Origin of the sequence: Arthrobacter sp. L77 (assembly GCF_000816565.1) — a bacterium.
GTDB lineage: Bacteria > Actinomycetota > Actinomycetes > Actinomycetales > Micrococcaceae > Arthrobacter_D > Arthrobacter_D antioxidans.
In genome coordinates, this window is sequence record NZ_JWSU01000001.1 from 273,216 (window position 1) to 294,611 (window position 21,396).

General features: G+C 67.0%; 21 protein-coding genes. 13 read left to right on the forward strand and 8 right to left on the reverse strand.

The genetic code is table 11. The annotated features are described in order from the left end of the window. Positions 1–473 precede the first annotated feature (473 nt). The 8 genes from RY94_RS01350 (at position 474) to RY94_RS01385 (ending at position 5,654) form a co-directional block, all read left to right on the forward strand. Complete coding sequence (locus RY94_RS01350) at positions 474–668, forward strand: hypothetical protein (RefSeq protein ID WP_043440779.1); 195 nt, start codon at positions 474–476, stop codon at positions 666–668. A gap of 112 nt (positions 669–780) precedes the next feature. Further along, on the forward strand, positions 781–1,041 hold the full coding sequence (locus RY94_RS01355; RefSeq protein ID WP_043440782.1) for a hypothetical protein: 261 nt from the start codon (positions 781–783) through the stop codon (positions 1,039–1,041). Positions 1,042–1,124: 83 nt separating this feature from the next. After that, the gene (locus tag RY94_RS01360) at positions 1,125–2,150 is read left to right on the forward strand and encodes an alpha/beta fold hydrolase (protein ID WP_082045968.1); all 1,026 of its coding nucleotides are present in this window, start codon (positions 1,125–1,127) and stop codon (positions 2,148–2,150) included. A 286-nt stretch (positions 2,151–2,436) separates the two neighbouring features. Further along, positions 2,437–2,790 carry a hypothetical protein gene (locus RY94_RS01365; RefSeq protein WP_156134966.1) on the forward strand — a complete coding sequence of 118 codons (354 nt, stop codon included), beginning with the start codon at positions 2,437–2,439 and terminating at the stop codon, positions 2,788–2,790. Between the two features lie 412 nt (positions 2,791–3,202). Further along, the gene (locus tag RY94_RS01370; protein WP_052273804.1) at positions 3,203–3,802 is read left to right on the forward strand and encodes an RNA polymerase sigma factor; all 600 of its coding nucleotides are present in this window, start codon (positions 3,203–3,205) and stop codon (positions 3,800–3,802) included. Continuing rightward, positions 3,802–4,518 (forward strand): hypothetical protein, encoded by a 717-nt coding sequence (locus tag RY94_RS01375; RefSeq protein WP_043440787.1) that lies wholly within the window; start codon positions 3,802–3,804, stop codon positions 4,516–4,518. Before RY94_RS01370 ends, RY94_RS01375 begins: the two co-directional genes overlap by 1 nt. 64 nt (positions 4,519–4,582) lie before the next feature. After that, positions 4,583–4,762: a hypothetical protein gene (locus RY94_RS01380; protein WP_043440789.1), complete on the forward strand. Its 180-nt coding sequence runs from the start codon at positions 4,583–4,585 to the stop codon at positions 4,760–4,762. Positions 4,763–5,321: 559 nt separating this feature from the next. Then, entirely contained in the window at positions 5,322–5,654 is a 333-nt protein-coding gene (locus RY94_RS01385; protein ID WP_043440791.1) for a hypothetical protein, read from the forward strand. Between the two features lie 87 nt (positions 5,655–5,741). Here the strand turns inward: RY94_RS01385 and RY94_RS01390 are convergent, their stop codons facing one another. Continuing rightward, positions 5,742–6,242: a DinB family protein gene (locus tag RY94_RS01390; protein WP_043440794.1), complete on the reverse strand. Its 501-nt coding sequence runs from the start codon at positions 6,240–6,242 to the stop codon at positions 5,742–5,744. A 407-nt stretch (positions 6,243–6,649) separates the two neighbouring features. On the opposite strand from RY94_RS01390, the gene RY94_RS01395 reads away from it, so the two are divergent. The 3 genes from RY94_RS01395 (at position 6,650) to RY94_RS01405 (ending at position 9,614) form a co-directional block, all read left to right on the forward strand. After that, complete coding sequence (locus RY94_RS01395; protein WP_043440796.1) at positions 6,650–8,836, forward strand: malate synthase G; 2,187 nt, start codon at positions 6,650–6,652, stop codon at positions 8,834–8,836. Next, on the forward strand, positions 8,833–9,258 hold the full coding sequence (locus RY94_RS01400) for a GlcG/HbpS family heme-binding protein (protein WP_043440797.1): 426 nt from the start codon (positions 8,833–8,835) through the stop codon (positions 9,256–9,258). The genes RY94_RS01395 and RY94_RS01400 overlap by 4 nt, the downstream gene beginning before the upstream one ends. A gap of 134 nt (positions 9,259–9,392) precedes the next feature. Beyond that, positions 9,393–9,614: a GlcG/HbpS family heme-binding protein gene (locus RY94_RS01405; protein ID WP_197060560.1), complete on the forward strand. Its 222-nt coding sequence runs from the start codon at positions 9,393–9,395 to the stop codon at positions 9,612–9,614. A 168-nt stretch (positions 9,615–9,782) separates the two neighbouring features. Here the strand turns inward: RY94_RS01405 and RY94_RS01410 are convergent, their stop codons facing one another. From RY94_RS01410 to RY94_RS01425, 4 genes are all read right to left on the reverse strand, one after another. Then, positions 9,783–11,567 carry an L-lactate permease gene (locus RY94_RS01410; RefSeq protein ID WP_231554366.1) on the reverse strand — a complete coding sequence of 595 codons (1,785 nt, stop codon included), beginning with the start codon at positions 11,565–11,567 and terminating at the stop codon, positions 9,783–9,785. Positions 11,568–11,649: 82 nt separating this feature from the next. After that, positions 11,650–13,020: an FAD-binding oxidoreductase gene (locus RY94_RS01415; protein ID WP_043440801.1), complete on the reverse strand. Its 1,371-nt coding sequence runs from the start codon at positions 13,018–13,020 to the stop codon at positions 11,650–11,652. Positions 13,021–13,339: 319 nt separating this feature from the next. Then, positions 13,340–14,101, reverse strand: coding sequence for an IclR family transcriptional regulator (locus RY94_RS01420; protein ID WP_043440803.1), 762 nt, complete (start codon positions 14,099–14,101; stop codon positions 13,340–13,342). A 243-nt stretch (positions 14,102–14,344) separates the two neighbouring features. Then, the gene (locus RY94_RS01425) at positions 14,345–16,096 is read right to left on the reverse strand and encodes an alkaline phosphatase D family protein (RefSeq protein ID WP_043440805.1); all 1,752 of its coding nucleotides are present in this window, start codon (positions 16,094–16,096) and stop codon (positions 14,345–14,347) included. Positions 16,097–16,218: 122 nt separating this feature from the next. Here RY94_RS01425 and RY94_RS01430 point away from each other — a divergent pair, with 122 nt between their 5' ends. Next, a complete protein-coding gene (locus RY94_RS01430; RefSeq protein WP_043440807.1) occupies positions 16,219–16,626 on the forward strand; it encodes a RidA family protein in 408 nt (135 codons plus the stop codon). A gap of 39 nt (positions 16,627–16,665) precedes the next feature. Here RY94_RS01430 and RY94_RS01435 read toward each other — a convergent pair whose 3' ends face one another. The 3 genes from RY94_RS01435 to RY94_RS01445 all read right to left on the reverse strand — a co-directional run bounded on the left by RY94_RS01435 (position 16,666) and on the right by RY94_RS01445 (position 20,403). After that, positions 16,666–17,874, reverse strand: a complete 1,209-nt coding sequence (locus RY94_RS01435; RefSeq protein WP_043440810.1) for a cysteine desulfurase-like protein — start codon at positions 17,872–17,874, stop codon at positions 16,666–16,668. 61 nt (positions 17,875–17,935) lie between these two features. Further along, entirely contained in the window at positions 17,936–18,832 is an 897-nt protein-coding gene (locus RY94_RS01440) for a ketopantoate reductase family protein (protein WP_043440813.1), read from the reverse strand. A 431-nt stretch (positions 18,833–19,263) separates the two neighbouring features. Further along, the gene (locus RY94_RS01445; protein ID WP_043440816.1) at positions 19,264–20,403 is read right to left on the reverse strand and encodes a glutamate--cysteine ligase; all 1,140 of its coding nucleotides are present in this window, start codon (positions 20,401–20,403) and stop codon (positions 19,264–19,266) included. 157 nt (positions 20,404–20,560) lie between these two features. On the opposite strand from RY94_RS01445, the gene RY94_RS01450 reads away from it, so the two are divergent. Further along, on the forward strand, positions 20,561–21,379 hold the full coding sequence (locus tag RY94_RS01450; RefSeq protein WP_269429720.1) for a shikimate 5-dehydrogenase: 819 nt from the start codon (positions 20,561–20,563) through the stop codon (positions 21,377–21,379). Positions 21,380–21,396: the final 17 nt, after the last annotated feature.

Consider the following 21,396-nt stretch of genomic DNA (forward strand, 5'->3'; position numbering starts at 1 on the left):
AACAGGATCGAGGCGGTCCTGACGGTGGGAGTCCTTGCGGATCGAATCCGGAAGACCACGACGTGCCTGACGCCACCGTCGACTCCGCGCTGAAGTACTTCTCCCGTCCCGGCGGAGGTAGGGGCCGGTGAGTCAGCGCGGGGGAGTGGATGACCGGTTCTCCGACGGGCCACCGAACGAACACGGGCACAGGGCGATCCTTGGGATAGGTTTCTCTCATCCGGGCGGCGCCCGGGCACGGAGGGGGACCCTTGCAGACATCGAACCGGGTCCCGGTCAAGGGTCAGTGGGGCAGCGGCTCGGGTCCATGCCTGCCGCAGATCTCGACGCCGCGATACACGCTGCACCCTGGCTGGTCCTGCTGTCGGGGCTGGTCTACGCATCCCAATGGCGGCCGTGCCCACGCATCGACGGCTCCGGGTTCGAGGTGATCAACGGTTTGCGCAGTCACCTTCGAGAGTCGTCCGTTCAGCATGCTTCCGAGCAACGACCGCATCATCAGCGGACCGGGGACGCAGACTGGACGTGACGCCATCGTCGCCGCCTGGAAGGACGCCCGAGGCGCCGGATTCATTTCCTCACGTGAGGTTGTCTCCACCTGGAACGCGCTCGCGGTCGTCGTCGGACTGCTCGCAATTCTCTCGGTGATGGTTGCAGCCCTGGTGTAGCTGCCGACCTGCCGATGGTCGAGTCCGTTGCTGCTGTCAGGAGCATGGAGAAGCGAGTGATGCGGGAATTCCTTACCGGTACATCTCGCTGAAGCGAAACTACACTCACCGGATGAAGCCGTTCGAGGTCACCGTTGAAGGTGAGCTGTTCCGAATCAGTGAGAGAAGACAGCCGAGCGGAGCCCTCAGCTACGACATCGCGTGGCTCAATGGGCCGGCGGAGAGGACCTACGTGTTCACCGTCGGTAAGTTCACGGTCGGCTCGGGAGGGCACACTTCTGACGCCGAAGCTCGCATGACCGACGAGGAGTTGCTCGGCGAGGTACGAGGGTTCGTGCTGTCCGGGCGTGTGGGGGAAAGCGGCGGAGCGTAGAGCGCTTCTGCCGTGTTCCTTCGGTGGAGGGCGCATCGACCGCCCGAATGAATCTTTTCTGCTGTCCGGTATGAGAATGGGGCGTGACCAAAAGTGGAGAATTGGAGCCGGGCCCGGACATCATCGTGCGACGGATCCAGGGTGACGGCGTCTGGGCGCGTGTCAGTTCCGTCGGGGAGATCGGGGAGAGGCCGTTCCTCCTCGTCGCGGGCATCGGGGTCTCCTCGCACTACTTCGAGCAGCTCGCCCCGCACCTCGTGCAGTTCGGCCCCGTGCATGCCCTCGACCTGCCCGGCTTCGGTGGCGTGCCGCACGCGCGCCATGCCCTGTCGATCAGCCAGTTCGCGGAGATGGTCGGCAAGACCATCGACGACCTCGGGCTCGAGGATCCCGTGATCGTGGGGCACTCGATGGGCACGCAGATCTGCACCGAACTCGCCGCCGCACGGCCCGAACTCACCACCCTCGTACTCATCAGCCCGGTCATCGACGCCTCGGCCCGCATCGTGCCGGTACAGGCCCTGCGGTTCCTGCGCGCCGGCCTCCAGGAGCCCTTCCGCGTGCAGCTCCTCGCCGTCGTCGCCTACCTGACGTGCGGATTCGGGTGGTTCTTCAAGATCCTGCCACGCATGATGTCCTATCCGATCGAACGGACGGCGGCCGGCGTGCGCGCGTCGACGCTCGTCATCCGCGGTGAGCACGACGCCGTGTGCCCGCGCCCGTGGGTAGCGCAGCTGAGCGGTGCGTTCTCCCGTGCCGTCGACGTCGTCGAGGTCGAAGGGGCGGCGCACTCGGTGATGCACGCCCACGCCCGGGAGGTTGCTGGTCTCTGCGTCCGGCATGCGAGCGGCGCACCGGCGGAGGGCGACGACGAAGGGGCGGTTCGCGGCAACGCCGAGGGTAGCGATCATGGGGGCATCGCCGTCGTCCGGGAGTTGCCGAAGCAGAAGGCTTCGCTGAGCCCGACAGAGGCAGCGAAGGCCGTCGTCGACGAGGTGGAGGGCGCCGCCATCGAGTTCAAGGGCAACAAGACCGATGACGACCGCCTGGTCGAGCTCGGTCGCGAGCAGCAGGCCGAGGCGCGGGCGAGAGGACTCAACCGCGAGTAGGCGCTGTGAACCACCACCCGATGCTGCAGTTCGCCGGGGATCCTCGGCGGCAATCGGGGTCCCAGACCCTGTACAGCGGAGCAAGAACCGCGGCAATGCGCCCATAGTTCCTTTCCGGAACGGACGGCTTCAGGTCATCGTTCCATGGTTCTCCGTACATGCATTTCCGTCATCGTTGGCCTGGGAAGTCATCCTCTCGAACGCCCAGGAAGACTCCCTGGGTCGTATGCCATCGGCTTGCGGGCGTCCTGCAGCTGTGGACAGGCGCCTGGCTAGGGTGATGGGTATGAGTTCTACTCAACTTGCCTGGCTGATCGTGGGGTTCTCCGCGCTTCCGCTCGGTGTACTCGTGATCGGCTTCGTCCTGCTGTGGCGTAGATCTTCGCTGGGGATATGGCGCGGGTATGCGTGGCTGCTGGGCACGGCGGTTGTTGCCTGGTGCGCTCTTGCCGTTGTCCAGAGCAATCTCGGCTCGTCCGAGGGTTCCGATGCCGAGGAGGTCATGTTCGCGGTCGCCTATTACCTGTGGCCCTCACTCAGTCTCGGTGTCATCGTGGTCGGAGGCAGCTTCTGGCTGTTGATCGGTCGTCAGGCCGCGCACGAGCGAATGTCACTGCCTGAAAGGCATGGGCACGCGTAGGCGGGTGACGACGAGCACTGATGTCTCCCGGTGACTGTGACAGGTTCGAGTGGCCCGTCCTGCTGGGGCCACTACAACCTGCCACAGTCAGACCTCACCAATTCGGTCGGCGCTACCGTCTCACGTCGCTGAACAACAGCGGATTCCGGGGCCTTCAACACCCCGGTGAACTGGCCGGCATCCTCATCCTGGGTGAGGTCCTGGAGCCGCACTCCTTGGTCAGCCCCCCGGGTTCGCTGGCTGCCGAGGGCAGACACCCGCGAGCCATTCGGGGCGGAGAACATCCAAGAAACGACGATCAGGGGCGCCGGGCCACGTAGTGGGTCCGTCCGGTCGATGAATTCGGGCCCGTGCGGCACGTTTCGGGGGTGTTTTGATGGAACCATTCGCTGTGAGCCGGACATGATGGGGTATGGGCGGGATTTCAGGACCGGATGATGACGCGTTGTGGCGGCAGGTGGTCGCCGGCGACGGTGATGCGTTCACGCTGATCTTCGACCGGCATCGTGATGCGGTGTTCCGGCACGCGGGTCGGAAGTTCCAGCTCTCCCACGTCGCTGAGGACATCACGGCGATGGTGTTCTACGAAGCCTGGCGGAAGCGGGTGTTCGTCCGGGTCGTCGACGGGTCGGTCCTTCCCTGGCTGCTGGTGACGACGAACTACGTGGCACGGAATCAGGCGCGCCATGAACGCCGGCATCGGAGCCTCCTCGCACGCCTGCCCGCACCGGAACCGGTCGACGATATCGCTGACGTCTTCGTCCACGACGACACGAGGGAGCGTCGCGCTGCGGACGTCCGCCGGGCACTGGCGACGCTGCGCCCCCTCGACCGGGACATCCTGACCCTGTGCGTGCTCGAGGAGATGACGGCCCGACAGGCCGCGGCCGTCCTGGACGTGCCCGAAGGGACGATCAAATCCCGACTCTCCCGTGCCAAGACCCGTCTCGGCGTCCTGCTGCCGGTCCTGGGACCAGTCGGTGCGCGGCCGGCGACTGAAGGAACTCACTGATGACCACCACCTTCGACCCCGCCCGCAGCGCAGCCCTGCGCCGGCAGCTCGGCACCCTCCCGGCCTCCGACCTGCAACCCACCACAGTCCTGCCTCAGCACCAGGACCATGCCACGGACCAGCCGGAACAGCCGGACCAGCCGGACCAGCCGGGCCGGCCTGCGACCGGCAGGCATCGGCATGCCCCCTGGATCATCGGCGGGGCCGGCCTGGCAGCGACCGCGGGGCTCCTGGCCTCGGGGCCCTTCCAGCCCGCGAGCACCACGGGCGCCGACTTCATCCCCGCCATGGCACGACCCCAACAGCCCCAGGACCTGCTGCCCGAAGACCTGCGTCAGGGCGATATGGATGGCCCTCCAGGACTGGTCGTCAGCACGTCCCGTCTCGTCGGGACCGAGCGCGGCTACAACTACTACGCCGCCGAGAGCAACGACGGCATGATGTGCCTGGTCATCGCGTACCCGCCCGAACCACCCGACCCGGCAGCAGCCATGTCCCCGTGGGAAGTCGCCTGTACCCCCCTGGCCAACTTCGACAGCTCGCCCCTGCAGATCACCTCGGCGTCGACGAACACGAGGATCTGGCTCGTCAGCGCCAACATCGAGCCCACCGAAGAACAACTCACCCGGCAGACACGCCTGTCCCCGAACCTGTACATCGAGTACACCGACGGCATACCCCTCTCACCGGCGCAGGAGGCAGGCCATGACCTGTGACACCGCCGAGCTGACAACCTGCACTCCACCACCCAGGCAGCACACCTAGCAGGAGGTAGATCCCTTGGCTTTTGTAGCCGTCATCGCCGTGTTCTTCCTTCTACCCGGGGTGCTGTACGCCCTGTCCCACCAACTGAAGAACTGGCGGACCATCACAGCAACCGAGCAAACGCTCGGAGTCCTGACACTCATCGGCTTGATCACCGCCGTCATGGCCTTCGTCGGCCTGGCAGCCTTCGGCTAACCAGCAACAGCACCAGGAGAATCAGCCCCGGTGATGATCCCTGGGCGGGCAGTTCCATCGGGAGAAGTGCGGGGTCCGGCATAATCATCGCCATGGACCGGGCGCGTAGTGGTGCAGGCGTGGTCGTGCTGGAAACGGATCGGTTGGTGCTTCGGCGTTGGCGCGTGTCGGATGCCGGGCTGCAGCGCACGCTCTGGACGGAGCGCGATCCTCGCGTCAGCTGATACGCGGCGTCGCTACCCAGCGATCCACCCTGATCGATCTCGAGGAACGATTTCCGCGCTCGTGACGGCCGAGGCTGCCGATAGAGTCGGTGAAAGCATGGATTCGGTGGAATGCACCCGACAACAGCCAGGCGAAGCGCCTGAACAGGAGCCATCGAACGCCATAGCTCAAGGCTTCACAGGCGGTTCATCCGCATTCTCGATCGGCTTGCACGCGAGCAGATGGCAGTCACAGACAAGGACGGCAGATGAAGGACCCAAGGCCCACCGGGAATCCGGCGAGCAGGGAACGCCGACTGAGATCCAGGCGGTGGTGGAACATCGGTGCACTCTTCATGTTCGTCGCGTTCCTTTTCCTGGTGTCGAGCCCCTATTTGGATACGCTTGCCGTCGAAACGGTGCGGTGTGAGATTGTGTCAGCGGAGCCCAGAACGGCGTCTGGTGGGTCCCGGGGTTCGGTGTCGACCTCCGAGGTCCTGGTTCAAACCTCCGACTGTGGCCCGGTCATCATCGATCAGGGGGTGAGCTCCGACAATCAGGAGGAAATTGCTTCCTCGTTCGCGGTCGGTTCCGAGTACGAGTTCGACATCGGCTGGTATTCGCGAGTCGTGATGAAGAATATGCGCGGCAACCTACCGTCCGCGCAGGACTATCGGCCGGTGGAATGATCCGTCAGCCATGACGCGTGCGTGCGGCTCTTCACCCGCGACGACAACGCATACAAAGCGTTGCGGGTGGACCCGGAGATTCCGTGCCTAATCGCCGATGGATCCGTCCAGCAGCTCACGCAGGATATCCAGGTGGCCGCAGTGCCTCCCCGTTTCCTCGATCATGTGCACCAGAACCCACCGCACACTCTGCCCGCCGTCGCCACCGCGGCAACGCTCCTCCATGCCATACCGCTCCAGCACGTCGCGGGACTGACGGCAGGCGGCCTCGTAGTTCTCGATGATGCCCGCCAGGCTGTCCTGTTCACTCACCCGGAACTCGCCGTCGGGATCCTCGGCGGACCATCGGGTCGGCACGCCTTGCCGCCCGTCGATGCGGTCCTGGAACCAGAACCGCTCGACATCTGTCAGGTGTTGTACCAACCCGGACACCGTTGTCAGCGAGGGCACGAGCCGCTTGGCGCCGTCGGCATCGCCGAGGCCGCTGGCCTTCATCACTACGGTGGCCCGGAAGTAATCCAGGAAGCCTGTCAGTGTCTCCCGCTCTCCGGCAGCCGCAGGTGGTTCCGTCCGGCTGTCATTCTCCATCCGCCCAACCTAGTCAGGGGAGTCGATGCACCGCGCAGGCGCGCCGACCATGGCACCCCGGAACTTGCAGAACGTCTCGACGAAGAGCCCCATGCGCCGATCGACTGGGGTGCGACCCAGTGCTGGCGTCACCCCGACATGGCGTCGGTCTGTGCTGCCGGCGTCATGGGTAGTACGGTTCCCCGGCGCACGCCGCCGATAGGCTGCTCTCGCCGATCGTGCGCGGATCACCCTGATCGTGCTGGCGGTGATCATCCTGGTGCGGTCGCTGCCGCTTCGGCCCTGTCCGCGTGGCACATGATCGGGCTGGCGGCCGGCACCAACATTGACAGCCCGGATTGCGCTGACTAAATTCTACATGTTGGTATTTATTTTCCGCATAATGAGAAAGTAAGAGGGTGGGCAGTATGCCGAAGTACGTGGAGACCAACGGGCTCAGTGTCGCCGAGGAGCTCTATGCCTTCGTCCGGGACGAAGCCCTACCCGGTACGAGGCTTGAGGCCGAGGCGTTCTGGACGGGCGCCGCCGCCCTCATCACGGAGTTCTCGCCACGGGTGCAGGAACTGCTGGCCACCCGGGACCGGATGCAGCAGCAGATCGACGAGTACCACCGCTCGGCCGGCGCCACACCCCTGGATCAGGACGCCTACGAGGAATTCCTGCGCTCGATCGGCTATCTGGTCGACGAGCCCGGGGACTTCAGCATCGCGACCGATCGCGTCGACCCGGAGATCGCGACGGTCTCGGGCCCCCAGCTGGTGGTCCCGCTACTGAACGCCCGGTTCGCCGCCAATGCCGCGAACGCCCGATGGGGCTCGCTCTACGATGCGCTGTACGGCACCGACGCTATCGACGAGGACGAGGGCCGCGAGAAGACGCGCGGCTACAACCCCGTCCGGGGTGCCGCCGTCGTCGCACGCGGCCGGGAGTTCCTGGATCAGCACTTCCCACTGATGGGTGGGTCCCACGCCGATGTCACCGCCTACCGGATAGCCGACCGGGCTCTGGTCGCGGAGACGCCGGGCGGTCCGACGGCGCTGGCCGAGCCGGGGCAGTTCACCGGCCACCGGGGAGCACCGGACGCGCCCGAGTCGGTGCTGCTCGTGCACCACGGATTGCACGTGGAGATCCAGATCGACCGTGGCCACACCATCGGCTCCGGTGACCCTGCCGGGGTGAAGGACATCGTGCTGGAGTCCGCGATCACCACCATCATGGACCTCGAGGACTCCGTGGCAGCTGTCGACGCCGAAGACAAGGTGTCGGGTTATCGCAACTGGCTGCAGCTGATGCAGGGGACACTGACCGCTCAGATCGCCACGGGTACGGGCAGCTACACCCGGCGGCTCAACCCCGACCGCCTCTACACGGCGACCGACGGTTCCGAAATGACCCTTCCGGGCCGTTCGCTGCTTCTCATCCGCCAGGTGGGCCACCTGATGACCAGTGACGCCGTGCTCGATGCTGCCGGCGATCCGGTGCCCGAGGAAATCCTCGATGCCCTCTTCACCGGCCTCGGCTCCGTGCACGACCTGCGGGGCGCACATGCCGGGCACAACTCACGGGCGGGATCGGTATACATCGTGAAGCCCAAGATGCACGGGCCGGCCGAGGTCGCCGTCGCTTGCGCCCTGTTGGCAGGGACCGAGGACGTGCTGGGTCTTGAACCGCTCACCCTGAAGATCGGCATCATGGACGAGGAGCGCCGCACCTCCGCCAACCTGAAGGCATGCATCTGGGAGGCCAGGGACCGCGTCGCGTTCATCAACACCGGATTCCTGGACCGTACCGGCGATGAGATCCACACCTCGATGCTTGCCGGCCCCATGGTCCGCAAGGCCGAAATGCGCAATTCCAGCTGGATCAAGGCCTACGAGGACGCCAACGTCGACATCGGGCTCGAGTGCGGACTCAAAGGGCGGGCCCAGATCGGGAAGGGCATGTGGGCGGCTCCGGACAACATGGCCGACATGCTGGTGCAGAAGGTCGGCCATCCTCTCGCCGGAGCGGACTGCGCCTGGGTCCCCTCGCCCACGGCTGCGACCCTGCACGTGATGCACTACCACCAGATCGATGTGGACGCCCGGCAGGCGGAGCTGGCAGGGGAGCGCCGCTCGACGCTGCGGCAACTCCTCACTATCCCGGTCGGTGATCCGGGAAGCTGGAGCGCGGAGGACCGCCGCAACGAGCTGGACAACAACATCCAGAGCACGCTCGGCTACATCGTGCGGTGGGTCAACGACGGCGTCGGGTGTTCCAAGGTGCCCGACCTCCATGGCACGGCGCTGATGGAGGACCGCGCCACCTGCCGGATCAGTTCGCAGCACATCGCCAACTGGCTCCTGCACGGCGTCGTGACCGAGGACGAGGTGGAGGCATCCCTGCGCCGGATGGCGGCGGTGGTCGACGAGCAGAACGCAGCCGATCCCACCTACACGCCGATGTCCCCGGCCTTCGATACCGAAGCGTTCCTCGCAGCCCGCGAACTCGTTCTCGAGGGCGCGGCCCAGCCGTCGGGGTACACCGAGCCGATCCTGCATCGGCGACGCTCCCTGCACAAGCACACCGACACCATGACAAGGACCGCATCATGACCCTGACACTGACAACCGCCCAATCGATCATCGCCGACGCCCTGGACGCGGGCCGGCAGCACGGCTTCAAGCCGCTGACCGTCGTCGTGCTCGACGCCGGTGGTCACGTCATCGCCGCTGCCCGCCAGGACGGCGCGTCGAACAACCGCTTCGAGATCGCGCACGGCAAGGCGTACGGAGCATTGGCCCTCGGCATGGGGTCGCGGGCCATCATGGAGCGCGCGGAGCAGCAGGCGTACTTCATCGCGGCCGCGAGTGCCACCCTGGGAGGTCGGCTCATCCCGGTCCCCGGTGGCGTCCTGGTCCGCGACGACGGAGGCACCATCCTGGGTGCCGTCGGTATCAGCGGTGACAGTTCCGACAACGACGAGACTGCGGCGTCGACGGCGATCGAGGCGGCCGGCCTGAGCGCCCAGGTCTGACGCCTCGTCCCACAGACGAGGGGGAGGGAACCGGATCACTCCGGTTCCCTCCCCCTCGTCGTTCTCGCGCTCGATCTGTTCCCGCGCTCGGCCGCGGGAGTCATCGGAAGTGTCACACCTCGGGGCGCCCCCTGATGGAGGCGGGCCGGCAGCACGGCCTCGAGCCGCTGACCGTCGTCGTGCTCGATGCCGGTGGTCACGTCATCGCCGCTGCCCGCCAGGACGGCGCGTCGAACAACCGCTTCGAGATCGCGCACGGCAAGGCCTACGGAGCATTGGCCCTCGGCATGGGGTCGCGGGCCATCAGCGCGCGGAGCAGCAGGCGTACTCCATCGCCGCCGCGGCGGTCGGCCTGAGCGCCCAGGTCTGACGCCTCGTCCCACAGACGAGGGGAGGGAACCGGATCACTCCGGTTCCCTCCCCATCGTCGTTCTCGCGCTCGATCTGGTCCCGCGCCCGGGCTGCGGGCCGATCCGAGGTGTCACACCTCGGGGCAGCCCCTATCCGCCCTCATGACTGCGGTCTCACGCCGTTCCGGACCCTACGCTGCTCCGCTCCTCCAGCGGTACGTTCTTGCGCATCAGTACCCGGGCCAGCAGGGCCAGGCCGACGATGAGCAGCGCCAGGAGGATGGTGCCAGGGTTGAAACCGAGCCCGTAGATCGAGATGTACGCGACCGCGCCGCTCATGGCGCAGTAGTACATCGTCACCAGGACGGTCTTCCTCAGCAGGTCCCCCTCACGACCGAGGAGGCCCACGGTGGCCGCGGCCGCGACGATGTTGTGGATGGCCACCGGATTACCGCCGGCTCCGCCCACGGCCTGGGCGGCAACCACCAATTCGGGCGGCACGCCGATCCCCGCGCCGGTCGAGAACTGGAACTGGGCGAAGGTCAGGTTGGACACGGTGTTGGACCCGGCCACAAAAGCTCCGAGCGCTCCGATCCACGGTGCGATCAGGGGCCAGGAGCTGCCCGAGATCGCGGCGGCACCCTCCGCGAGGGTCACCGGCATGCTGGCGAGTCCGGATTCGTTGAGGGCCGGGCCCGATTGGATGAGGACCCGCACGAGCGGAACGGCGAAGAGCAGCGCAGCGGCCGTGCCGGCAAGCTGGCGTCCGGAGATCGCCAGGCTCTGAGCAATCTGGGGGCCCTTCATACGGTGCAGCAGGCAGGCGAAGACCGACGCCAGGATGAGGAGGAAGGCCGGTGAGTAGAACGGCTGGATGCTGGTGGTGATCTCGGTGCCGAGGATCCCCGCGAAGGGAATCTGTATCCCTGTCAGGAACTCCTTCAACGGTGCGATGACACGGGTCGCCACGAGGAGGACCGCCATGAGGACGTAGGGTGCCCATGCCCGCACCAGGCTCATCCGGGTGGAGATCTCGGTCGCTGCGGCAGGTTCGATGGTGCCCATCCAGCGCTCGGGCCAGGAGGTGCGGGGGCCGAAATCGAAGGTGTCCTTCGGCATCAGGAAGCCGCGGCTCGAGGTGAACATGACCAGCACCAGCCCGATGAGGCCGCCGAAGAGGGACGGGAACTCCGGTCCGAGGATCCGGGCCACCAGGACGTAGGGGACGGTCATGGCAAGGGACGCGTACACGGCGAACGGCCAGACCACGAGCCCGTCGCGGAATCGCCGCTGGGGGCCGAAGAAGCCGGTGAGCATGGTCACCAGGATCAGCGGGATCAGGATGCCGACGATCGCGTGGATGACCGCCACGTTGAAGCCGATCTCCGAGATGAACTCGGGCATCGTCAGGCCGAGAACACTCGCGCGCTCGGCCACGGCCGGGTCGCCGCCCAAGCCGTTGCCCACACCCACGAGAATCGGTGTCCCCACCGCTCCGAAGCTGACCGGGGTGCTCTGGATGATCAGGCCGACCATGACGGCGGCCATCGCGGGGAAGCCCATCGCCAGCAGAAGGGGAGCCACCACGGCAGCCGGTGTGCCGAAACCGGAGGCACCTTCGATGAACGAGCCGAAGAGCCACCCGATGATGATGGCCTGGACCCGTCGGTCGGCTGAGATGTTGTCGAAACCGGCCCGGATCGTCGCCATCGCTCCACCCACGGTGAGCGTTGAAAGCAACAGGAGCGCGCCGAACACGATGTAGAGAAGGGTCACGGCGACGATCAGGCCCTCGATGGTCGCGGCCATCACCCCGTTGAAGCTCACGCGCCACACCACCAGCGCCACGACGACGGCGACGACGTAGCCGAGGGGCATCGCATATTTGGCGGGCCAGCGGAAGCCCGCCAGGAGCACGCCCACCACGAGGATGGGTGACAGCGCCAAGAGACTAAGCACAGCGAGATTGTCCACAGGAAAGGCCTTTCTGACCTGGATAGGCGAGAGACGAGGTACGAGCTGGTGGGCGGGATGCCCGAGGTCAGATGGCTTTGCCCGGATTCAGAATGTTCTGCGGGTCGAGAGCATGCTTGATCCGGTGCTGGATGTCGCGGGAGACCTCACCGACCTCCGCCGTGAACCAGTCGCGCTTGAGCAGCCCGACCCCGTGTTCGCCGGTCAGGGTGCCGCCGAGGCTCTGGGCGAGCTCGAAGATCCGCCCCATCGCCAGTTTCGGCGCGCCGTCCGTGATGGATTCGTTCTCGTCGACGACGATCATCGGGTGCAGGTTGCCGTCCGCGGCATGCGCGACCGTGTAGAGGTCGACGCCGGTGTCCTCCGAGATGCGCTGGATCCCCGTCACGATCTCCGCGAGCCGATTGCGGGGTACTCCGACGTCGCCGATGGACGTCCGGCCCAGCTTCTCGAGCGAGGGGATCGCGTCCCGGCGCGCCTGGATGAGGGCTTCCGCCTCCGCCGGATCGTCGGCGATCATGACCGATTCCGCGAAGGGCTCGATGGCCTTCAGCACCACGTCGCGCTCGATCTCGGCGCCGAATCCATCGGTCTGAGCCAGCAGGAAGGCTTCACCGCGCCGGCGGTGATCGGTTCCGGTGGCGCGGTCGATCGCGCCCAGGGTGGGGCCGTCCACGAGTTCGAGCACCGAGGGGGTAGCTCGCGCCGCGACCACGGCCGAGGCCGCCGCTGCCGCAGCTTCCACGGTCCCGAAGTAGGCGGCGAGGGTGGCGGTTGCCACCGGCGCCGGGCGCAGCCGGAGCGTCGCCTCGACGACGACGCCGAGGGTGCCCTCCGAGCCGATGAACACCGCGTTCAGGTCGTAGCCGGTGACGGCCTTGATGGTCTGGGTGCCGGTGACCAGTACACGGCCATCAGCCAGGACCACCGTGAGGCTCAGCACCGATTCACGGGTCACCCCGTACTTCGCGCAACGCATTCCGCCGGCGTTGGTCGCGATGTTGCCGCCGATGGAGCAGATGGCGGTGCTGGCCGGATCCGGAGCGTAGAACAGGCCGTGCAGGGCGGCCGCTGCATTGAGCTCGGCGTTGAGTACCCCCGGCTCGACGACGGCGATCTGCTCGACGGGGTCGATACGCAGGATCCGGTTCATCCGCCGCACATCGAGGACGATCTCACCGGCCCTCGCGGCGGCACCGGCGGCAAGACCGGTTCCCGCTCCGCGCGGAACGACGGGAATGCGATGCTCGTTCGCCAGCCTGAGCGTCTCCACCACGTCCTCGACCGACTCGGCCTGGACCACCCCGTCCGGCAGGGTCGGCGGCACATAGCCGGACCGGTCGGTGCGGACGAGTGCGAGCTCCCGGGGGTCCTGGGTGAACCGGGGTAGGGCTGCGAACACCTCGGTCAGGCTGTGGGCGACGGTACTGCTGGTCATCGATCGTCTCCTTTGACGTAGTGCGTCTGCCATGGGCCGCGTCCGTAAGGGGCGGAGGCCACCAGGCCGCGCCTGCGAGGACGAACCCTCGCAGCCAGGGGCGGCAAGCATTGACAGGGGTCACTTCCGCATAACGGAATATCGCTTCTATCTGACGAAAACGCTAGGGGTGAAGGTTGCCGATGTCAATGGTCCGAGCCACCCGCCGTCGCCGAGCGGTCGATGGGCGCGACGAGCGTCCCGGCAGGACCGTCCGACCCCGGGGGAGATTCCCCCGGACACGAACCCGGGCCCTGCAGGGCCCGGCGTCCTGCCACACCTAGTCGGCGACGTTGAGATCGCCGGAGATGGCCTGTGCGGCAGCGGTCAGTAGGGGAACCACACGCTGGGCGAAATCCTCGTCCACGCGCGAGATGGGGCCGGAGACGGAGATGGCCGTCGGGGTCGGGGAGTCGGGCACGGCAACGGCGAAACACCGGACACCGAGCTCCTGCTCGCCGTCGTCGACCGCGTACCCCCGCCTGCGGACCACGGCCAATTCGTCGAGCAGCGCATCGATCGACGCGATGCTCTTCGTCGTCGGCGTGGGCATGCCGGCACGGCCGACGATGCGTCGCACCGACTCGTCATCCAGTTGGGCCAGGATCGCTTTTCCTACCCCCGTGTCGTGGGTGTGGGCGCGGCGGCCGACCTCCGTGAACATCCGCATGGAGTGCAGCGACGGCACCTGCGCTATGTAGACGACCATGTCGGAATCCAGCACAGCCATGTTGGCCGTTTCCCCGAGAGCATCGACCAGGTGTTTGAGCTGCGGGCGAGCGAGTGCGCCGAGCTGTCTGTTCGCGCCTTCCCCGAGACGGATCAATCGCGGGCCGAGGACGTACCTGCGGTTCGGCAGCTGACGGACGTAGCCCTTGCCGAGCAGTGTGCGGAGCAGACGGTGGATGGTGGGCAGCGGAAGATCGGTGGAAGCTGCGAGTTCACTCAGGGTGACCTCGCCCCCGGCGTCGTTGATCAGTTCCAGGAGCTCGAAGACACGCTCGACGGACTGCACGCCCCCGCTTCTGACCGGTGCCTCCATGATCCCTGCTCCTGACCTGTGTCCTGCGCGTAGCTGCCGTCCGATCCCAGCATATCCATATCGTGGAATCTCCCCGGAGGGCGATCCCCATGATCGGGCCGATACCTTCCACGGATGAGCCGGCCCGGTACACCACCAGGACCGTTACTGCCGTCGCCGAGGGCCGAGCCCTATGCCCTTGCCGCCTCCACCCTCGTCCGGACGTCGCACCGTCTACGAGGGACACGGCGCTGGAGGCAGGTCCTACTTTCGCCGTAGTCTCCGTGCCCGAATGCCCCTGGCCGTCGAGAGCGCTGCCTCGGGCTCCGCTTCCCCTCCCGGCACACTCCCGGACCCACGCCGCGGCACTGTCATGGCGGCAACCTCCGTGAGCCGGGGGTGGAGATGGTCGTCGCCGTCGACCGTTCCCGATTGCCACGACAGCGTGAGCCCGTCCGCGGTGTCCTCGAGCGACGCGAGGTTGTTGTCGAACCACGGTCCCCTGATGTTCCGCCAGCGGAACGGTGGGTTGGGGACTTTCACCGAGCGCGCCACGAGGGCCCCGAGAGGTGCCGCCACGGCGTAGGAGAGGATGGCGGTGGAGGAGCGCAGGAGCCGCGGCAGCGGATTGCGGATCGGGGAGCAGACCACCTGGAGGATACGGCTGCCCGACGTCCTGTCCACTTCCGCGACGTACGAGAAGTGGACGTCTCCCGACAGGAAGGTCACCGTCTCCGGTGCCGGGCCCCGGTTGCCGTCCGCCACGTCCGTCGCCATGAGGGCCACGGCGCGGAAGCTGTTCTGGAAGGCGGCCCAGTGTTCGAGATCCATGCCCTGCCGCAGCTTCTCACCCAGCCGCGCGCCCCGCGCGCCCCATGCACCCTGTGCGAGGGCCTCGTCCCACGACTCGATGTGATGGAGCCCCAGCGGCAGGAGGAACGGCAGCGAGGTTCCCACCAGCAGGTGCCGGAATCCGCCCACCATCTTGTCATCCAGCCACGCCGTCTCCTCCTCGCTGAGCAGGGCCCGCGCATCGGGTGTCAGCACGCGGGATACGCGGGAGTCGACCACGATCAGGCGTGTGTCATCGAAGTCGCGGCAGTAGCTCCAGCGGTAGCTGGCCGGGTCCTTGTCCGCCCGGTCGGCGAAGGCGTCGAGCTCCTCGCTCAGGTCGAGCTCGGCGGCGTCGTGATGGTGGACGATCCGTTGCCAGAGGCGGTCCTCCGCGCGCCGGTCCGGTGACAGGTTGCCGAGGTGCTGGTACACCCAGTACGACGCCAGGCCCGCAACGATCCGGTCCTGCCACCAGGAAGTGGCCTCCATCTCCTGCTTCCAGGAGGTGGAGGCGTTCCAGTCATCGCGGATGTCGTGGTCGTCGAAGATCATGGCACTGGGAAGGGTGGACAGCAACCAGCGGTTGGCGCTGTCGGACCAGGCCAGGTTGTACAGGTGGGCGTACTCCTCGTAGTCCTTCAGCTCGGCGCCGGGCTCCTCCTCGATGTCCCTCCGCCCGCGGATGAACTGCTGCATCTCCTCACTGGTGGAATCGGCGTACACCTGGTCGCCGAGGAAGAGCATCAGGTCCGGCCGCGGTGAACTGTCGTCCTTCGTCCGGTTGAGCGCGTACGCACGCATGGCATCGATGCCGTGGGTCCGATTGCCCTCCTTGGTGTGGGGGACGCTCGTGCGGCAGGACCCGAAGGCCAGTCGCAGGGGCTTCCCCGGGGTGCGTGTCGCAATGCTCGACGGCGGGAATTCGGGAACCGATCCAGGGTCCGGCCAGGCCTGGTGTCCGTCGATCTCCACCGTGTAGGGGGTGACGCTTCCCGGCTCGAGTCCGTCCACCTCGACGAGCGCGTAGTGGTGCCCGTGGACCGCGAACGTGCGTGCTTCCCAGGATCGCTGGGCAGCCCGGACGACGACGCGTGCCGCGGCGCCGACCTCCACCCAGACACTTGCCGAGGTGTCGTCGACGTACCGCAGTATGGGGCCAAGGACCAGGGGAGTTGGTGTCATACGTATGTTCTACCCCTCTCCCCGTCGGCCCGCAGGTCGATGTCGACGAGTTTGCCTTTGTGCTGGTCTGAGGACGAAGTGGGAGGCTTGGGGCTCATCCACACGAGAGAAGGTACGGCTCGATGGCTTCCGCTGTGACCCTGATCCGCTCGACCGCCCTTTCGGACATGGTGCAGTACGCCTATGCGGCTACCGCACCGGCTGACGCGCGGCTGGTGTTCCTTGCAGGATCGTGTCCCCTCGATGAAGCCGGCGTCACGGTGGGCGAGGGTGACTATGCGGTGCAGGCGGCGAAGTGCATCGACAACATGCTGGTGGCGCTGGGCGACGCCGGTGCGACTCTCGAGGACGTGATCAGTACACGCGTCCTCGTGGCATCGACCGATCGCGCCGACCTCGTAAGGGTATGGGGTGTTGTACGCGACAGGTTCGGCGGACACGACGTGCCGAGCACGCTACTCGGGGTGACAGTCCTCGGGTACGAGCACCAGCTCGTCGAGATCGAAGCCGTAGCTGCCGTCCGCGACTGATGCGGAGCAGCCCCGTCCACGGATCCTGCCCACCGCGCCCTATGAAGCAACGAACTCGCCGAGCGCGGCCAGGAGGCGGTCGACGTCGTCGTCGTCGTTGTACGGCGCCAAGCCGATCCGCAGGGCGGCGCTGTCCTCGAGATCGAGACGACGGAAGGCCTCGTACGCGTAGAAGGAGCCTGCCGGCGCGAGGATGTTCCGTTCCGCAAGGAACCGGTAGGCGTTCGCGGAGGACCGGCCCGGGAACGTCACCAGCAGTGTCGGTGTCCGATCCCGGGCTTTCGAGTGCAGCGTGACGGCATCACCCAGTCCGGCCAGCCCTGCCTCGATGCGGGAGCGCAACGCGAGCTCGTACTCATCGACCACGTGGGTGGATGCGAGAAGGCGCGCACGGCGGCCGGTTGCGGCGCCGGGCGCGATCGCTGCGAGGAAATCCACGGCCGCCGTGGCTCCGGCCATGATCTCGTACGGGAGGGTACCGAACTCGAACCGCTCAGGCACCTCGTTCGTGGACGGCAGCAGCTTGTCCGGCTGCAGTGATTCCAGCAGGTCCGGGTCGGCCACGAGAACACCGCAATGAGGCCCGAGGAATTTGTAGGGTGAACAGGCGAAGAAGTCGGATCCCAACGCCTTCACGTCGACCGCCGCATGAGCGGTGTAGTGCACCCCGTCCACGTAGACCAGTGCGCCGACCGCGTGAGCGGCATCGGCGATGCGGCGCACCGGCGGTTTGGTGCCGAGCAGGTTCGACGCGGCGGTGATCGCCACCAGCTTCGTGCGCTCGGTGATCGCGGCCGCGACGGACGCTTCGTCGATCTCCGTGGTGTCCGGGTCGAAATCGATCCAGCGCACAGTGGCGCCGACCGCGGCGGCTGCTTGCAGCCAGGGGCGGATATTGGAGTCATGATCCAGGCGTGACACGACGACCTCGTCACCCGGCTGCCAGGTCTTGGCGAGGTGGCGGGAGAAGTCATAGGCGAGCTGCGTTGCGCTTCGGCCATAGACGACACCGCGAGGATGCGCCCCCAGCAGGTCGGCCATCGCCGCCCGGAATCCGCCGACCGCCGATTCGGCGTTGCTCTCCGAGCCCATACCGAAGCCGCGGTTGGACAGCGGCCCGGTGATGGCGTCGGCTATCGCGGTTCCCACGACGGTGGGGGTCTGCGTTCCGCCGGGGCCGTCGAAATACGCGGTGCCGGTGAGCAGGGCGGGGAAGTGCGCGCGGAACGCCGCGATGTCCAGGGTCATGTCGTTACTTTCTCAGGTGAGGGTCGATCCGGAAAGACGCGGGGGCGAGAGCCGTCGTGGGTCAGTTCGAGAGGTTTGCCCTGATCGCGATGAGGGCCAGGTCGAGGAGCGGAGTGGGTTGCCGCAGCGCCGTGGCCCGGTGTGCGTAGTCGCCGAGGATGTGGTCGACCTCTGATGGCAGGCCTGCGGTGAGGTCCCGGTACAGCGATGTGGTGAAGGAGGATCCCGGTTCGGTCAGGAGCGCCACGGCTTGATGGTGCGCCGGACCCGACACGGGGTGTCCTGACCGGGTGGCGACGGCCTCGAGTTCCTCGATTGCCGCGCGTACCGCGCCTTCACCGCCCGCATCGAGGATGCGGCCCACGGGAGCATGGAACAGGCAGTTGATGACGCTGGCAGCGGCGATGAACGCCCATTTGTCCCACAGCGCGCCCACCACGTCATCGGCGACCGAGAAGTCGATGCCCGGGACGTCGAGGGCGTCGCGAATATCGTCCGCGACCGGAGCGTCTGTCAGGGAGCCCGCCATCAAGGAACTCATGGGGGTCCTCTGGTGGACGACGTCACCGTCGAGGGTCGCCACGATGCGGGCCAGCCCGCCCAGTACCTGTCCCGGGTACGCCGCCTGGAGCTGGTCGATGTGCGCCATGCCGTTGAGGACCGGGAGGATGCGCGTGGTCGCGTCGATGAACGGGTGGACGTCGATGACGGCGGAGGAGAAGGCTGTCGCCTTGACCGTGATGAGCACGAGATCGAAGGCGGGAGCCGTGTCCGTGGTCGTGATGACCTGCACCGGGTGAGTCCGGTCGGCATCAGGGGATACGAATCGTAAGCCGTCGCGGCGCAAGGCTTCTGCTTTGCGTTCACGGACGAGATAGGTGACGTCCCGCCCTGCCTCCTGCAGCAGGGTCCCGAAGGCGCCTCCTGTGGCTCCGGCCCCTACAACGAGTATCCGCACAACAACTCCTTCTCCCGGATGACGAACAGCATGACGAACACTCCACCATGATCTGCACGGTGAGCGACCGTCCTGACTGTGACCGTTCCGTGTCGCTGATGTCCTATGACGAGGAGGCGCGGCCGGTCCGGAAGCGGATCCTCCAACGGTCGGTGTCCTCTTCCACAGATATGGATCTGCAGATATGGACTCGCGATCCCGTGTCTGGTTCATGATCGCGGCATGAGAGTGCCTGGAATTCTCCCCGAGGACGCGCCCGACCCTCGGGTCGAGCAGGCCGAGCGCCTGAAACTCATGCCTGTCCCGGTGATGGGACTCGTATCCCAGCCCTCGCTGGGGGACAGGTGTACTGCCCTCGAGGCCTGAACCCGTTCGATGGAGGGCCGTCCGATACGGTACGCCGACCGGGTGATACCGGCGTCGTTCCCTCGCTACTCGCGCAGCTGCTGCACCATGTCGAGGACGACGGCGCGGAGGTCGCCGTCGTTCTCCGCCGCCACCCTGCGCTGGCGCTGGTACCCGGCGCCGCGCTGGAGGATGGTTTCCACGTCCGCGAGTTCGCTGCTGCATCCGAGCTTCGCCGCGATCGGCTCGAGGCGGTTCAGGACGTCGACGAGGTGCTCGGTGACGAGCCGCTCGTTGCCCGCGGCGTCGAGGATGATGATCGCGTCGAGGCCGTAGCGGGCCGCCCGCCACTTGTTCTCCTGGATATGCCAGGGCGGCATGGTGGGGATGCTCCCGCCGGCGTCGAGGGTCTCGGAGAACTCCTGCACCAGGCACTGGGTGAGGGCGGCGACCGCACCGACGTCCTGCAGGGTCGAGAGGCCGTCGCACACGCGCATCTCCACCGTGCCGAGGTTCCCGACCGGCCGGATGTCCCACCGGATCTCGCTGACGGAGTCGATCACCCCGGTGGTGAACATGTCCTGGACGTAGGACTCGTAGGCCGCCCAGTCGTCGAAGTGGAACGGCAGGCCCGCGGTGGGCAGCTGCTGGAACATGAGGGACCGCTGGGAGGCGTACCCGGTGTCCTCGCCGCCCCAGAACGGTGACGACGCCGACAGCGCCTGGAAGTGCGGGAAGTAGTTCGTCAGGCCGTCCACCACCGGCAGTGCCTTGTCGCGCGAATCGAGCCCCACATGCACGTGCACCCCGTAGATGACCATCTGCCGGCCCCACCACTGCGTGCGGTCGATCAGCTTCGCGTACCGCTCCCGGTCCGTGACCTGCTGGGCCTTCGGGGCGCTGAAGGGGTGCGAGCCGGCGCAGAACAGTTCCACGCCCATGGGATCGGTGACCTCGCGGACGGCGGCGAGGGAGCGGGCCAGATCCGCCTTGGCCTCACCGACCGAGGTGCAGATGCCCGTCACGAGCTCCACCGTGTTGAGGAGCAGTTCCTGCTTGATGTGAGGGTGCTCGTCGTCGTCCTGCAGCTCGGGGTGGTTCGTGCTGACCCCCCGCAGCACCTCACCCGCCACGGAGACGAGTTCCCCGTTGTAGCGGTCCACGAGGGCCAGTTCCCACTCGACGCCGAGGGTGGACTGGGCGGACTGCGCGAAGTCGATCTTCAAGGGCTTGCTCCTGGGGCGGTGCGGACGAGGAGGGTGACGTGGTGCCTCGGCAACGCGCCGTCGCGGGAGGGACTCGTCCCAATATTAGTGCCTTGCAGGTGGTCGGAGGGCGGCGGTTCGGGGCCTGCGGACGGGGTGCTGCTGGGATGATGGGGAGGTGCCCATCCTGAACAAAGACATGACGCTCTGCATCTCCCTGGCCGCGCGGCCCAGCAACATCGGCACGCGCTTCCACAACTACCTCTACGAGGAGCTGGGGCTGAACTACATCTACAAGGCATTCACCACCACGGACCTGCCGTCGGCGATCGCCGGACTGCGCGGCCTCGGCATCCGCGGGTGCGCCGTCTCGATGCCGTTCAAGGAGGATGTCATAGCCCTCGTGGACCACCTCGACCCGTCCGCGCAGGCCATCGACTCCGTCAACACCATCGTGAACGACGACGGCGTCCTCACCGCCTACAACACGGACTACCTCGCGATCGAGCGGCTCCTGCGCGAGCACGCCGTGCCGGCGACGCACTCGGTCCTCGTGCGGGGATCCGGCGGCATGGCGAAGGCCGTCGTCGCCGCGCTGAGGGACTCCGGCTTCACGCAGGTCACCGTCGTCGCCCGCAACGAGCGCACCGGCCGGGCGCTCGCGGACCTGTACGGCTTCGGCTGGCAGCCGGAGGTGGGGGAGTCGACGGCGGATCTGCTCCTCAACGTGACCCCGCTGGGCATGACCGGCCCCGACGCCGACGCCCTCGCCTTCCCGCAGGCGGCGATCGACGCCGCGCAGGTGGTGTTCGACGTCGTCGCCTCTCCCTCGGAGACGCCGCTGATCCTCGCCGCCCGTGCGGCGGGCCGGCCGGTCATCACGGGGGCGGAGGTCGTCGCGCTGCAGGCCGAGGAGCAGTTCGTGCTCTACACGGGGATCCGGCCCACCCCGGAGCAGGTCCGGGCGGCGGGGGAGTTCTCGCGCCGGCAGGCCTGAGGGCCGGTGGGGAGCGC

Excerpts from the sequence above, each read along its gene's own strand:
- RY94_RS01350 (WP_043440779.1), top strand. The coding sequence starts at position 474 with ATGCTTCCGAGCAACGACCGCATCATCAGCGGACCGGGGACGCAGACT.
- RY94_RS01355 (WP_043440782.1), top strand. The coding sequence starts at position 781 with ATGAAGCCGTTCGAGGTCACCGTTGAAGGTGAGCTGTTCCGAATCAGT.
- RY94_RS01365 (WP_156134966.1), top strand. The coding sequence starts at position 2,437 with ATGAGTTCTACTCAACTTGCCTGGCTGATCGTGGGGTTCTCCGCGCTT.
- RY94_RS01370 (WP_052273804.1), top strand. The coding sequence starts at position 3,203 with ATGGGCGGGATTTCAGGACCGGATGATGACGCGTTGTGGCGGCAGGTG.
- RY94_RS01375 (WP_043440787.1), top strand. The coding sequence starts at position 3,802 with ATGACCACCACCTTCGACCCCGCCCGCAGCGCAGCCCTGCGCCGGCAG.
- RY94_RS01385 (WP_043440791.1), top strand. The coding sequence starts at position 5,322 with ATGTTCGTCGCGTTCCTTTTCCTGGTGTCGAGCCCCTATTTGGATACG.
- RY94_RS01390 (WP_043440794.1), bottom strand. The coding sequence starts at position 6,242 with ATGGAGAATGACAGCCGGACGGAACCACCTGCGGCTGCCGGAGAGCGG.
- RY94_RS01395 (WP_043440796.1), top strand. The coding sequence starts at position 6,650 with ATGCCGAAGTACGTGGAGACCAACGGGCTCAGTGTCGCCGAGGAGCTC.
- RY94_RS01400 (WP_043440797.1), top strand. The coding sequence starts at position 8,833 with ATGACCCTGACACTGACAACCGCCCAATCGATCATCGCCGACGCCCTG.
- RY94_RS01405 (WP_197060560.1), top strand. The coding sequence starts at position 9,393 with ATGGAGGCGGGCCGGCAGCACGGCCTCGAGCCGCTGACCGTCGTCGTG.
- RY94_RS01415 (WP_043440801.1), bottom strand. The coding sequence starts at position 13,020 with ATGACCAGCAGTACCGTCGCCCACAGCCTGACCGAGGTGTTCGCAGCC.
- RY94_RS01420 (WP_043440803.1), bottom strand. The coding sequence starts at position 14,101 with ATGGAGGCACCGGTCAGAAGCGGGGGCGTGCAGTCCGTCGAGCGTGTC.
- RY94_RS01425 (WP_043440805.1), bottom strand. The coding sequence starts at position 16,096 with ATGACACCAACTCCCCTGGTCCTTGGCCCCATACTGCGGTACGTCGAC.
- RY94_RS01430 (WP_043440807.1), top strand. The coding sequence starts at position 16,219 with ATGGCTTCCGCTGTGACCCTGATCCGCTCGACCGCCCTTTCGGACATG.
- RY94_RS01435 (WP_043440810.1), bottom strand. The coding sequence starts at position 17,874 with ATGACCCTGGACATCGCGGCGTTCCGCGCGCACTTCCCCGCCCTGCTC.